Genomic DNA, 12,676 nt, shown 5'->3' with positions numbered 1-12,676 from the left:
GCGGATGCCGGGGTACGGCGGGCCGCCGCGGCTGCCCCGGCCGTCCCGCCGAGGCCGGCCGGCATCCGGTCCGGCGCGGCCCGACTCATCGGGGGCCGGGAGGCACCGCGGCCCGCGTGCGTGATGGGTGAAGGATCCGTCGTCGTACGGCACTCGGGGAGGGCCGACCGTACTCGGAAACACAGCACGCCGCCGGTGCGGCGGGTCGTCTCACTCTGAGACGGTGCGGCCGCAACTGCCCTGTTCCCGGCGGGATTTCGCCCCGCTGTGGGGGAATGCCGTACACGGAGGGGCGATTGCGTCCGCTCGCGGGGATCGTGGTTCGGCGCCCGGGGCATGTCTGCAACCATGAATTTCCGGGACTTCCCCGAACAGACGGTCATGCGGGCACGGGAACGGATGCTGAGCGGTGCTCCGGAGGCGTCGGCAGCGGCGCCCGGACCGGACGGGCGCGGCACGGCCGGCCCCGCCGCGCCCGCCGCCGACCCCGCTCCCGGCGCCGCCACCCCCGGCGTGCCGCACCCCCGGGCCAGGGAGGCGGTCCTCGCCTCCTGGAGACGCTGCCGCCTGCACGCGGTCGACGCCGACCGGCTGCACGTCCCGCACGTGGAGCAGCACATCGACTGGGACAGCCGCTTGCTGTCCGCCGCCGCGCCGGTCCTCGAACGCGTCGAGCAGCTTCTCGCCGACTGCACGGCCGGCGTGGTCCTCGCGGACGCCGCGGCCCGCGTCCTGACCCGCCGGGGCGGTGACCCCGCGGTCGTCCGCCTGATGGACCGGGTGCACCTGGCGCCGGGATTCAGCTACGCCGAGGAGGCCGTCGGCACCAACGGGATCGGCACCGCGCTGACCGAACGGCGCCTGAGCACCGTCTTCGGCGTCGAGCACTACGCCGAGCCGCTCCAGCGCGCCGCGTGCGCCGGCGTCCCCGTACGCAATCCGCTCACCGGACGGCAGGAAGGCGTCGTCAACCTGACGTGTCTGCGGCAGGACGCCTCCCCGCTGATGGCCGCGGTGGTACGGCAGGCCGCCGCCGACATCGAGGAGCGGCTGCTGGACCGGTATTCGGGCGACGAGCGGGCGGCCCTGGACGCGTTCCTGGCCGTCGGCCGCCGCACCAGCGGCCCGGTGCTCCTGGTGACGCCCACCCTGCGGACGGCCAACACCGAGGCGGTGCGCCTCCTGGAGCCGCAGGACCTGCGCCAGACGGGCGCGCTCGCCGCCGACCTGCTGGCCGCCCCGGCGGGCAGCCGCAGGCAGCGCGTGGACGTGACGCTGCGGCTGGCCTCCGGCGCCGACGTCCGGGCCCGCTGCACCCTGGTCGGCCCGCCCGGCCGACCGACCGGCTGCGTCGTCGGCATGACGGTGCCGGAGGGCCGGGGGACGCCCGCCCCGGCGGCCCGGGCGCCCGGCACCCGCACCGGCCCGCAGCCCTCCACCGCCCCACCCCCGGCGCTCCTGCCGGGCCTGGCCGGCAGCTCGTCGTCCTGGTGTTCGGCGAGCCGGGACGTCACGTCCGCCTGCCGGCAGCGGCTGCCGACCCGCGTGGTGGGCGAGGCCGGGGTGGGCAAGCTGGCGCTGGTGCGCGCCGCCCACCACTGGGTACGGCCCCAGGGCCGGCTGTACGTCGTGGACCTGACGGTGAGCCGGCGCACTCCGAACGTCCTGGACCGCGTCGAGGAAGCGCTCCGGGACGAGGACGGCACCGTGGTGCTCCAGCACCTGGAAGCGGCGGGCCGGGAGGTGACGCACCGGCTGGAGACGCTGCTCGCGGGCGTGCGCCGCAACTGTGACGCACGCCCGTGGGTGGTCGGCCTCCACACGGTCCCGGGGCAGGGGCCCGTCCCGGCGGGCGCCGCGCCTCCGGCGCTGGACAGCGCGGTCTTCCCGTGCACGGTGGCGGTGGCACCGCTGCGCTACCGGCCCGAGGACATCCGCGACCTCGTCCCCGCGCTGCTGGCCCGGCACGGCCGTGGCGGCACCGTGTCCTGCACCCCCGCGGCGATGCAGGTCCTCACCCGCTTCGACTGGCCGGGGAACGTACGGCATCTGAGCCGGGTGCTCCAGCAGGCGGCGCGCGGGCGACGGCAGGCCGACCTGCAACCGCACGACCTCGCGCCGGAGTGCCACAGCTCCTGCCGCCGCACCCTCACGCCCTGGGAGACCACCGAACGCGACGCGATCGTCCGTGCGTTGCACGACGCCGCGGGCAACCGCGACGCGGCGGCCCGGCAACTGGGCATCTCCCGCGCCACCATCTACCGCAAGATCAGGCTGTACGGCATCACCGTGGCGCCCGCGAGAACCCGCTGAGGCGTACGGCGCCGTGGGCGGCCGGGCGGGCGGCCGCGCCGGCCGGGGCGGCGGCGTTCCGCGCCCGCGCCGCCCCCCTCGGGGCTCCTGAGAGGGGCCCCGGGTAGCCCAATAGCGCCCGGGAATTGCACAGTTGGACGTCCCCTTTCGCGGTACGGAGCTGGATAGCATGACCGGCATGTCGTGCTGAGCGGAGCGGGGGCGGCGCCCATGGGAAAGCCCGGATTGGCTGACATATGGCCGCTGACAGCCATGCAGAAAGGCATGCTCTTCCACGCCGGTTACGACCCGCGGGCCACCGACATCTACCGCAGTCAGACGGCTCTGGATTTCACCGGACCGCTCGATCCGGCCCTGCTGCGCTCCACCCTCCAGCAGCTCACCCGCAGGCACGCACCCCTGCGGGCGGCCTTTCGCACCCTGGAGTCCGGGGAAACCGTGCAGTGCGTGCTGCGCGAGGTGGACATTCCCTGGACGGAAACCGACCTGAGCGAGGCGGACGCATCCCGGATGCGCCAGGTGGCCGACCGGGAATGGCTGCGCCGTTTCGATCTCGCCGAATCCCCGTCGATACGGGTGACGGTGGTACGGCGCGCGGCCGGCCGGCACCGCATTCTGCCGGGACTGCACCACATTCTCTGCGACGGCTGGTCGCTCGCGATCCTCCTGGACGAATGGGCCACGCTGTACGAGCACGCGGGGGACGCCACCTGCCTCCCGCCCGTGACGCCTTACGCCGCCTACATGTCCTGGCTTGCCGCCCGGGACCGGGACGCCGCCCTCGCGGCCTGGCGGCAGGCGCTCGCGGACGTACGGCCCACCCTGATCGCGGGCGACCGGGGGACACGCCGGCTCTCGGTGCCGGTCTGGCCGACGTCGGCGGGCCTGGCGCCGAGCGCGAGCAGCCGCTCCCACTCGGCGTCCTGGTCGCGGTCGGTGGCGTTGACGTCGATGTGCAGCCGGAGCTTCCCGGGGCGCGGGTCGCCGCTGGGGCTGAGGACGAGGGTGGGCTGCGGGCCGCCGAAGCCGGCGTCGGGCGGCCCGACCTCGATGCTTCCGTCGTCCTCCCGGCCGAGTTCGACGTAGCCGAGGACCTCGCTCCAGAACACGGCGAGCCGCTCGGCGTCGGCGGCGTCGATGACCAGCTCACTGATACGGCATGCCATGCCCGTCAGGCTACGGAGGCGACCGGTCTCCGCTCCACCCTATTCCGTGCGCTTCCGCGACGGGGCGCCCCGTAGGGTCCTGCCGCGGTGGTGGAGGTCCTCCAGGGCGTTCAGCAGGACCGTGCGCTGGTGCCACTCCAGCCAGCGGCCGGCCTGGGCGGCCAGCCCGTCCAGGGCGTCGGCCTGTGTCCGGGTGAGGTCCTGGCCCGCCCGTGGGAGGTGGAGGGAGAACACTCCGACGACACGGCCCGCGGCCGAGAGCATCGGTATGCTGTGCGCGGTGCGACTGCCGACCGCCAGGATCATTTCGCGGGACGGTTCGCTGACCGCCGGATCGGTGGCGACGTCCGAGACGACGCGGGCCCGGCGCCGGGCGGCGAGGGAACAGGACGTGCCCTCCTCGACCACGGCGAAGAAGTCCAGGAACTCCTCGCTGAGCCCGCTGTGGTGCTCCATCCGCAGCCCGACGGAAGGCTCCATCGTCTGGAGGTCGCCCATCGGAGCCTCGGTGAACGCCAGTGCCTGGTGCAGCACCTCCTTCAGCACGGTGCTGCGGTTGACCTTGTCCGGCCGGTGGCCGGGCAGGAAGCGCAGCGGGGGCGGCGTCCGGCCGGCCCGGCCCGGAAACCACAGGCCCCGCTCGTCGTCGGGGCGGGGGACGGAGACCACGGCGGACGCCAGGTTCCGCAGCTTGAGGTTGTGCTGCTGTGAGCAGCGCTTCATCAGTTCGAACGCGGCCGCCCCGTCCGGCAGCCGGTAGCGCTCCTGGAGCAGGCCCTGCGCCTGGGCGATCAGCGGATGCGCGATCAGCTTGCCCCGGAGGTCCCGTACCTCCCGGCGGAGCCGGTCGATCTCCGCCTGCCCGTCGTCCCGTGGCCCGCCGTCCCGCGGTTCGGCGGGCCGGGCGCCGTTGGTGTCCGGCGGTACGGCGGCCGTGTCAGGGGCGTCGGCGGCCGGCGACGAGTCCACTGGCTCTTGCATCGTTTCCTCTCCCTGTAGGGCCGTTCCCGGGGCGCTGTGGCCGGACGAAGGCCGGGGGCGGCCGGCTGCGCGGGCGGCCCCTCGACTGGTGCGAACCTAACCCATCCACCGGCGGCGCCCCGCCGGGTACGGACATTCCGGACCCGCTGTGGTAAGGGTCACTAAACCGCCGGACCCTTTCCGGGGCGAAGCGCCGCACACCGCCCGCAACCCCGGTGCCACGCCCACCAAGGCTCCGCCATGCGGGAGTTGGGGGCGGCGGCGTCCTGATCCGCCGGGATCGCGACGGCGCGCCGCTGGACCGTACCGAGCCGCCCGGGCCCTGCCCGGCTGCCCGCTCCGCTCCCCGGCCGGCCCGCCCGCCCTGCCCAGGCTGCGGCCCCTTACGGACACTGCGGAAACCGCGTACGACCCGGAGGGCGGGCCCGGACAGGCGTGGTGTTCGGGGATTTTCGCCGCGCAGACAGGTGATGTACCGCGCGTCCGGTGCGACTCCTCCCGGTTCGTGGGCAGCTTTGTGGCGACCGCCCAGGCGGTGCGAACGGTTCCCGACCCAGTGAGGCGCAGGAGTGCCATGACGACGACAGCCGACGACGCGCCGACAGAGAAGAGCCCGCTCGGGGCGGGGGAGAGCGGCGTCAGTTTCGCCTTTCCCCCGTCCGACGCGACGGAGGAAGCGGCCCAGCGTGCGGTGCTGCGGGCCACGGACCACCTGCTGGCCCGGCAGCACGCCGCGGGGTGGTGGAAGGAGCCCTTCACGACGGACGTGAGCTATGACGCCCACGATCTGTTCCTGCGGCACCTGCTGGGCAACCTGGACGAGCGCGTGGCCGCCGCGAGCGGCCGGTGGATCCGTTCGCAGCAGGGCGCGGACGGCTCCTGGCCCCTGGTCTTCGACGGGGCGGGCCACCTGGGGACCACCGTCCAGGCGTACGTGGCGCTCCGGCTCGCCGGACACGGCCCGGACGAGGAGCACCTGCTCCGGTGCGCGGCATGGGTGCGCGAGCGGGGCGGCGTGGCGGCCGCCCCGCTGGAAGCCCGGGTGTGGCTCGCCATGTTGGGCCTGTGGAGCTGGGACGACCTTCCCGAGGTCCCGCCGGAGATCATCGGCCTGCCCGCGTGGGCGCCCCTGAACATCCATTCCTTCAGCGCCATCATGCGGGTGGCGCTGGTGGCGCTCGGCATCATCAGCGCACACCGGCCGGTGCGACCGGCCTCCTTCGGCATCGACGAACTCTTCCCCCCGTCCGACGGGACCCCCGTACGCCCGGCGACGGCGCCGGTCATCAGTTGGGAGGGCGTCTACCAGCGCGCGAACACCGTGCTCCGCGCGTATCGCAGGGTCACCCCCCGCTCGGCACGCCGGCTCGCGACGAACGGGTGTGCCCGCTGGCTCCTCGAACGCCAGGAGGCGGACGGAAGCTGGGGCGCCTGCACTCCCATGACCACCTGGGTGCTCGTCGCCCTCCACCTGCACGGTTACCCGTCGGACCACCCGGTGTTCACGGCCGCCTTCACGTTCCTGGACGGGTGTGTCTCCTGGCCCGAGGACGACGTACGGAAGCTCCAGACCGTGCACAGCCCCGTCTGGGACACCTGCCTGTCCACCACCGCGCTGCTCGACGCCGGCCTGGCCGCCGGCCACCCCGCGCTGGTCGCGGCCGCCGACTGGCTGCTCACCCGGCAGGCCGACAGCCCCGGTGACTGGGCCGTACGGCGGCCCCACCTCGCGCCCGGGGGCTGGGCCTTCGAGTTCCACAACCGGAACTATCCCGACCTCGACGACACCGCCGAAGTGGTCCTCGCGCTGTGCCGCGTCGACCACCCCGACCGGGAGCGCCTCGACGACGCGGTGCGCCGGGCGGTGCGCTGGAGCCTCGGCATGCAGGGCCGGGACGGCGGGTGGGGCGCCTTCGACGCGGACAACACCAGCGCCCTCCCCAGCAAGCTGCCCTTCTTCGACTTCGGCGAGTACTGCGCCGACCCGCCGACCTCCGACGTCACCGCCCACGTCGTGGAGATGCTGGCGGCCGTCGGCATGGCGCGCGACCCCGGCACCCGGCGCGCCGTGCGCTGGCTGCTCGGACAGCAGGAGGACCACGGCGCGTGGTTCGGGCGCTGGGGGGTCAATCACATCTACGGCACCGGCTGTGTCCTCCCGGCGCTCGTCGCCGCCGGGACGCCCCTCGACCACCCCGCCGTCCGGCGCGCCGTCACCTGGCTGACGTCGGTACAGAACGAGGACGGCGGCTGGGGCGAGGACTGGGAGTCGTACGCCGACCCCGCGCTCCACGGCCGTGGCCCCTCCGTCCCGTCGCAGACCGCCTGGGCGCTCCTCGCGCTGCTCGCCGCGGGGGAACGCGACAGCGTCGCGGTGCGGTCCGCGGTGCGCTGGCTGACCGAGCGGCAGACGGACGACGGCACCTGGGAGGAACGGCACTTCACCGGCACACTCGTCCCCCGGGCCGTGGCCGTCCATTACGGCAGTTACCGGCATGTCTTCCCCCTCATGGCCCTGGGCCGCTACGCCCGGCACCAGAGCCACGGAGCCGTGGCGCCGCCCGGCTAGCGGCTAACGCGACCGCCGCGCGGAGGCCCGTACGGTCGTCTCCGGCGGGCCGGACGCCGCCATCGGGGAAGGCAGCCCGGTGGCGGCGACGGCGCCACCCGCGGAATGGGACCGCGTACGGACGTGGAAGACGAGCAGGGCCAGCGCGCTCGTCGCCGCGGACCAGGCGCACGAGAGCAGGCCGTAGGACCAGGGGGTGCGCGAGGTGAACGTCGCGGCCAGCGTCAACTGGTTCGCGCCGTACAGGGGAAGCACTTCCAGGCCGGACAGATCGACCACGGTGAAGATCGGGTTCTGTAGACCGGTGTCGACCAGGCTGAGCATGATGACGAGGAAGAAGCCCTCCAGCTCACCGCGGACCAGCGAACCCAGCAGGAGCCCGATGCCGCCGTACGCCAGGCCGGCGCCGAGGAGGCCGAGGATCAGCGGGCCCACCTGCCGTACGGGCACGGAGGCCCACAGCACGGCCACGGTGTACAGGGCCAGCAGCGCGGCGATGAGGGTGACGGCCGCGACCTTGGCCAGCAGCATCGGGACACGGGGGTAGCCGGCCAGCAGCAGCCGGCGGTCCATCTCCCCGGCCTTGAACGTCTCCATGAACATCACGAACCCGGTGACCAGGGTGACGGCGGCGAGCGCGTTGACGACCTGGCTGACGTGACTGGCCCGGGTGGCGGCATCGACACCGAGGGAGTCCAGGGAGAAGCGCACCGCCCGGTCCGAGGCGCACAGGCGGGCCACGGCGATCCACCCGGGGATGAAGGCGACCGCCAGGAGCAGGGCCATCCGGTTGCGCACCTGGCCGAGCAGCGTGCAGCGCAGCATCTCGGTGAACGCCGCCGGGTGCCGCCTCATCGGGTGGGCTCCTCGATGTCCAGACGACCCTCGCGCAAGTGGCCGATCGCGTCGAAATGATGCAGGTCGTGCAGCAGATGCGAGACCACGACGATCGACCGTCCCTGGTCGCGCAGGCGGGCGGCCAGCGTCCAGAAGCGCTGGTGGGTGTCCCAGTCGAACCCCTGGTACGGCTCGTCCAGCACCAGGAGCTGCGGGTCGTGCATCAGGGCGAGCAGCAGGTTCAGCTTCTGCCGCGTCCCTCCGCTGAGTTCCCCGGTCCGCTGCCGCCCGCAGTCGGCGAACGCCAGCACGTCCATCAGCTCGTGCGCCCGGGACAGCGTCGGCAGCCGGTAGGCCACCTGGAACAGCCGCAGATGCTGGAACACGGTGAACGAGTCGTTCAGCACCGCGCGCTGCGGGCAGTACCCGACCGCTCCGGTACGTTCCACCGCCCCCCGGTCGGGCGTCAACTGGCCCACGGCGATCTGGAGCAGCGTGCTCTTGCCCGCGCCGTTCTCACCGACGACACCGACCAGCGCCCCCGGTGGTACGTCGAGGTCGGCGCCGCGCAGCACCTGTCTGCGGCCGTACGCCTTCCACACGCCGCTGATCCGCAGCCGTGACTGCCGTTGCGTTCCCTCTGCCGGCACGTCGGGCCCCTTCTTCAACGCGATATGGAGGTGGAGGTCGTCAGCGGAGCGTGTAGATGGAGGCGGCGAGGGCGAAGGTGTACCACTGTTCCACCAGGCGGTAGCTGCGCTGGTCCTGCTCCGGGCCGCGCAGCAGCAGCACCCGGGCCGCCAGCAGCAGGCTCAGGCCGCACAGGAACAGGTCGGTGGCGACCAGCCACCAGTGCGGGCCGGCGGGCGCCATCAGGAAGGAGTGGATGAACACGGGGCCGACGGCGAAACCGGCGCACAGGAAGACGCGGGTGGGCAGTTCGCCGAAGACCAGGGGCATCGTGGAGCGGCGGACCGCGCGGTCGCCGTGCATGTCGCGCAGGTCCTGGACGGACATCAGGAAGGTCACCGTGATCGTCAGCGTCCAGATCCAGCGCCAGGCGTCCGGCGTGAGCACGGTGACGATCTCCCACGCGGCCGCCAGTTGGGCGATGACCCCGATCCCGGCGTACAGGTTCCTGCCCAGCCAGTGGCGGCCCCAACCGTACTCGTGCTGGAGCAGGGAGAGGATCTGCCACATCAGCGCCCACTTCAGGACGCCCAGGCAGTAGCCGTACGCGGGGAAGGCGATCCGGACGGCGACCAGGCGCAGCCGGGCGCCCCGGATGGTGCTCTCCCCGGTGACCAGCGGCCGGAAGGGCTTGTTGAGGCGGTCCTCCTCGACCCCGACCAACTGGTTGGCCAAGGTGTGCTCGTAGATGAACAGCCAGAAGTACACCGCTCCCAGGCCCACGGTGACGGCGGCCGCGGGCAGGGGCAGCCGCGCGTGGACGGTGGCCGCCGCGACGAAGCAGGTGCCGGGGAAGACCGTGGTCCAGCGGTCGACGCGGATGAACAGCCAGCTCAGGCGGATCTCCCGCCAGACGGTCTGCAGTACCGCCGTGGGAGCGCTCGTCGTGGGGGTGGTCATGGGTCGGCTCCGTACTGTTCGGCAGCGGTTCCCGGCCGGCTCGTGGCCCGGGGCCGGTCGGTGGACGGGACCGGCGGACTCATGCCGCTCGGTGCACGGCCGCCTCCGCGACGGACTTGAGCGTGCGGATCGCGTCGGCCGTGAAGGGCGACCCGTCCAGGGCGTCCAGGGCCTGCTCGTACCGCTCGTCGATCATCCGCTCGACCGCGGCCCGCGCCCCGGTGCTCGTGAGGATGTCGCGGACGTCGGCGGCCTCCGGCTCCTCCAGTTCCGGGTCGCCGATCAGCGCGCGCAGCCGGTCGGCCTGGGCGGGCGTGGCCGCCCGCAGCGCGCTGACCACGAGGCTGGTGCACTTGCCCTCACGCAGATCGTCCAGGTGCGACTTGCCCATCCGGTCCGGGTCGCCGAACACCCCGAGCACGTCGTCCCGGAGCTGGAACGCCTCCCCGAGGGGCACACCGTAGGCGCTGCACGCATCCATGACCCGCTGGTCCGCGCCGGCGAGGGCGGCACCGACCTGCAAGGGCCGTTCGATGGTGTACTTGGCCGTCTTGTAGCGGACCACGGTCAGCGCGGTCTCCAGGCTCACGTCCAGGTCACCGGTGGTGAGCAGGTCCAGGTGCTGGCCGGCGATCAGTTCCGCCCGCGCGAGATCGACGACACGCAGCACGGCGACGCGGTGGGCGTCCGGCATGAGCGTGGTGTGCAGCAGCTCGTCGGACCAGACGAGGGCGAGGTCGCCCACCAGGATGGCGCCACTGGTGCCGAAGCGTTCCGCCATCTCCGGAAGGGGGTGGCGGTCGGCCAGCAGCCGGTGGACCGAGGGGCGCCCGCGACGGCTGTCGGCCGCGTCCATGATGTCGTCGTGCACGAGGGCGCAGGCGTGTGCCAGCTCGATGGAGGCGGCGAGGCGGACGGCCTGCGCGGGGTCTCCCGTCCCGCCCGCCGCGCGCCATCCGGCCACGCACAGCAACGGGCGGACCCGCTTGCCTCCGTCGATGAAGTCCCGCAGCAGAAGGACGAGCGCCGACTGACCGGGCACCGCGGCGGTCTGGGCTCTCTCCGTCAGGAACGAACACAGCAGGTCGTCGATGGCTGCTCGGGGGGCGAAGAAGTCGGACTCGACCGGAAGTGTCTCAGTACGCATCGGAAAGGCGCGCCCCCGGTCCGGAAACCGGCTGGGGTGCCCGCCCGACGAGGCGGAGACATCCGCCCGCCTGGTCACTCAGGGCCTGGACCGGCCCGGCATGCCTCTTGTTCATTCATCCAATCCTTCGGTTGCCCCTGCCCGTGCTTCCGTACGAAGTGGGCGTAACTGTTGATGTACACCGAAGTACCCGCCGAACCTCCCCATGCAGACTTTTTCTACCTATTTGCCGTAAGCGCTCGCCGGGAGAGACCGTCAGGCGGACACGCGGGGGCGCGCCCGGTGCGGTGCGCGCAGGCGGGCGCCGCCACGGTGGTGGCCGGCCCCACCGCGGCCGATCACCCCAGGCCCTCACCGAGAGCGGCGATCGCCTCGGGGGCGTGTCCCGCGGCGCGGAGCGGGGCGCGGACGTCGCCCTCCAGGTCGGGGAGGTAGCCGAGGAGTACGTCGGCCGGGCCGTGGACACGGGTGCCGGAGGCCGTGGCGGCGGGCAGCAGGAGCGTCTCCGCCGGGCCGAGGGTCTCCCGTACCGCCCCGCACGTCACCTCCGTCGCGGCACCGATGTTGCTGAGCACCACGCAGGTGTCGAACGCCGGCACCGCCGCCCCCGGCGCCCGCACCCGCCAGTTCTCCAGCGCGAAGTACGGCCCGGCGCACAGCATCCGGCGCTCCACCCCGTCCTCCGTCGGCAGCCGCAGCCCGGGGTGGAAGTCCGGCCGGTGCTCCGGCCTCCACTCGCACAGCAGCGCCTCGACGTTGGCCCGCCACCGCGTGTCGTCGATCGGGGCGCCGTCCTCCATGCGGTGACGCATCGCGTGCTGTTGCAGGTCGGAGGTCTGTTCGAGTTCGTAGACGAGGGTGTCGGGGCCGAAGCTGTGCGGGGTGCCGCCCGGTACGTACAGGGTCTGGCCCGCGCGTACGGGCAGGCGCCGCAGCACGGCGTCGAAGTCCTGGTCGAGCAGCGCCTGCCGCAGCCGGTCGTGGTCCACACCGGGCCGTACGCCGGCGAACGCCGTGGTACCGGGCGGCGCGTACAGGATGTGCCAGGCCTCCGTCTTGCCGTTCGGCTCGCCCGCCCGCTCGCGCGCCGCCGTGTCGTCGGGGTGCAGATGGACCGGAAGGGGCCGGTGCGCGTCGATGAACTTGGCCAGCAGCGGGAACCGGGTACCGCGCCAGCCCCGCCCGACCAGTTCGTCGGGATACTTCAGCGCCAGCTCCCGCAGGGTGTGGCCGGCCAGCGCCCCGTTCAGGACGTGGGAGTGCTCTCCCTCGACATCACTGACCTCCCACGTCTCCGCCACCGGCCCGTCGGGCAGCCCGGTCCGGCCGAGCCGCTCGGGAACGGCCCGGCCGCCGAAGACATGCTGCTTGACCGGTGTGGTCAGCCGCATCGGATACCAGTTCATCGTCCGAGTACACCCCGGTGTTTCGCGGGTCCGGATTCATTACTCCGACCACTGGCGTGCCCCGGGCCGGGAGGTACGGCGGGTACGGCGGCGCGGAGTGGCGCATATCGAGTGCCCGGCGCGGGACGGCCGAATCGCCTCCCGGTCCGGCCCCCGCATCGCGTCGGCGCGCCGATTTCCGCCCGCCCGTGAATCGACCTGTTTACCGGCCGGGCGCACGGGCACGCGATGGACTGTCAAGGAAACGGCTCGACCGAAAAGGAGCGCGACCATGACCGCCGACAAGAAGGCTTCCACGAAGGCCGAGCGCGCCAAGGGCGCGGTGAAGGAAAACGTCGGCCGTGCGGTCGGCAACGAGCGGATGACGGCGGAGGGCCGCGCGGAGCGCGCCAAGAGCGACGTGCGTGAGGCCGGCGAGAAGGCCAAGGACGCCTTCAAGCGGTGACGTCTTCGGCGTGACCCTGCCCATCTCTCGGCGCAGGCGCCCTGAAGTGCCCTTTCGTGCCCTCGGCACAACCCTTTGAGAAGTACGCCATATTCGTGGCGGAGCAGAGTTCCGGGGGGGGGGGGGGGGGGGGGGGGGCGGGCGGCCCCCCCCCCCCCCCGGGGGGGGGGGGGGGGGGCCCGGGGCGGGCGGGGGGGGGCCGGCCGACCCGGGGGGGGAGGG

Annotated in this window: 10 protein-coding genes and 1 pseudogene; 4 read left to right on the top strand and 7 right to left on the bottom strand. The window is 73.3% G+C overall.

The genetic code is table 11. The features are described 5' to 3' along the window. Nucleotides 1-348: 348 nt before the first annotated feature. Both ACH4EB_RS29235 and ACH4EB_RS29230 read left to right on the top strand, forming a co-directional pair. On the top strand, nucleotides 349-2,313 hold the full coding sequence (locus tag ACH4EB_RS29235) for a sigma-54-dependent Fis family transcriptional regulator (RefSeq protein WP_398350907.1): 1,965 nt from the start codon (nucleotides 349-351) through the stop codon (nucleotides 2,311-2,313). 210 nt (nucleotides 2,314-2,523) lie between these two features. After that, nucleotides 2,524-3,072, top strand: a pseudogene (locus ACH4EB_RS29230) (condensation domain-containing protein); the annotation flags it as partial. On the opposite strand, the gene ACH4EB_RS29225 reads toward ACH4EB_RS29230, so the two are convergent. Further along, the gene (locus ACH4EB_RS29225; protein WP_398350906.1) at nucleotides 3,054-3,479 is read right to left on the bottom strand and encodes a VOC family protein; all 426 of its coding nucleotides are present in this window, start codon (nucleotides 3,477-3,479) and stop codon (nucleotides 3,054-3,056) included. The pseudogene ACH4EB_RS29230 and the gene ACH4EB_RS29225 sit on opposite strands and share 19 nt — an antisense overlap. Before the next feature lie 39 nt (nucleotides 3,480-3,518). Next, nucleotides 3,519-4,460 carry an ANTAR domain-containing protein gene (locus tag ACH4EB_RS29220; RefSeq protein ID WP_398350905.1) on the bottom strand — a complete coding sequence of 314 codons (942 nt, stop codon included), beginning with the start codon at nucleotides 4,458-4,460 and terminating at the stop codon, nucleotides 3,519-3,521. A 574-nt stretch (nucleotides 4,461-5,034) separates the two neighbouring features. Here ACH4EB_RS29220 and shc point away from each other — a divergent pair. Further along, entirely contained in the window at nucleotides 5,035-7,029 is a 1,995-nt protein-coding gene (gene shc, locus ACH4EB_RS29215; protein WP_398350904.1) for a squalene--hopene cyclase, read from the top strand. Between the two features lie 3 nt (nucleotides 7,030-7,032). Here shc and ACH4EB_RS29210 read toward each other — a convergent pair whose 3' ends face one another. From ACH4EB_RS29210 to ACH4EB_RS29190, 5 genes are all read right to left on the bottom strand, one after another. Next, complete coding sequence (locus ACH4EB_RS29210; RefSeq protein ID WP_398350903.1) at nucleotides 7,033-7,884, bottom strand: ABC transporter permease; 852 nt, start codon at nucleotides 7,882-7,884, stop codon at nucleotides 7,033-7,035. After that, a complete protein-coding gene (locus ACH4EB_RS29205) occupies nucleotides 7,881-8,516 on the bottom strand; it encodes an ATP-binding cassette domain-containing protein (protein ID WP_398350902.1) in 636 nt (211 codons plus the stop codon). The genes ACH4EB_RS29210 and ACH4EB_RS29205 overlap by 4 nt, the downstream gene beginning before the upstream one ends. Before the next feature lie 40 nt (nucleotides 8,517-8,556). Then, nucleotides 8,557-9,456 (bottom strand): UbiA family prenyltransferase, encoded by a 900-nt coding sequence (locus ACH4EB_RS29200; RefSeq protein WP_398350901.1) that lies wholly within the window; start codon nucleotides 9,454-9,456, stop codon nucleotides 8,557-8,559. A 79-nt stretch (nucleotides 9,457-9,535) separates the two neighbouring features. Next, nucleotides 9,536-10,603: a polyprenyl synthetase family protein gene (locus ACH4EB_RS29195; RefSeq protein WP_398350900.1), complete on the bottom strand. Its 1,068-nt coding sequence runs from the start codon at nucleotides 10,601-10,603 to the stop codon at nucleotides 9,536-9,538. Nucleotides 10,604-10,941: 338 nt separating this feature from the next. Beyond that, the gene (locus tag ACH4EB_RS29190) at nucleotides 10,942-12,009 is read right to left on the bottom strand and encodes a type I phosphomannose isomerase catalytic subunit (RefSeq protein WP_398350899.1); all 1,068 of its coding nucleotides are present in this window, start codon (nucleotides 12,007-12,009) and stop codon (nucleotides 10,942-10,944) included. 271 nt (nucleotides 12,010-12,280) lie between these two features. Between ACH4EB_RS29190 and ACH4EB_RS29185 the strand changes: the two genes are divergently transcribed. After that, entirely contained in the window at nucleotides 12,281-12,454 is a 174-nt protein-coding gene (locus tag ACH4EB_RS29185) for a CsbD family protein (protein WP_398350897.1), read from the top strand. Nucleotides 12,455-12,676 lie beyond the last annotated feature (222 nt).

Origin of the sequence: Streptomyces sp. NPDC018045, assembly GCF_044327445.1 — a bacterium.
Classification (GTDB): Bacteria; Actinomycetota; Actinomycetes; order Streptomycetales; family Streptomycetaceae; genus Streptomyces.
The sequence above is the reverse complement of the archived record's forward strand: the minus strand, read 5'-3'. Positions and strand labels throughout refer to the sequence as shown.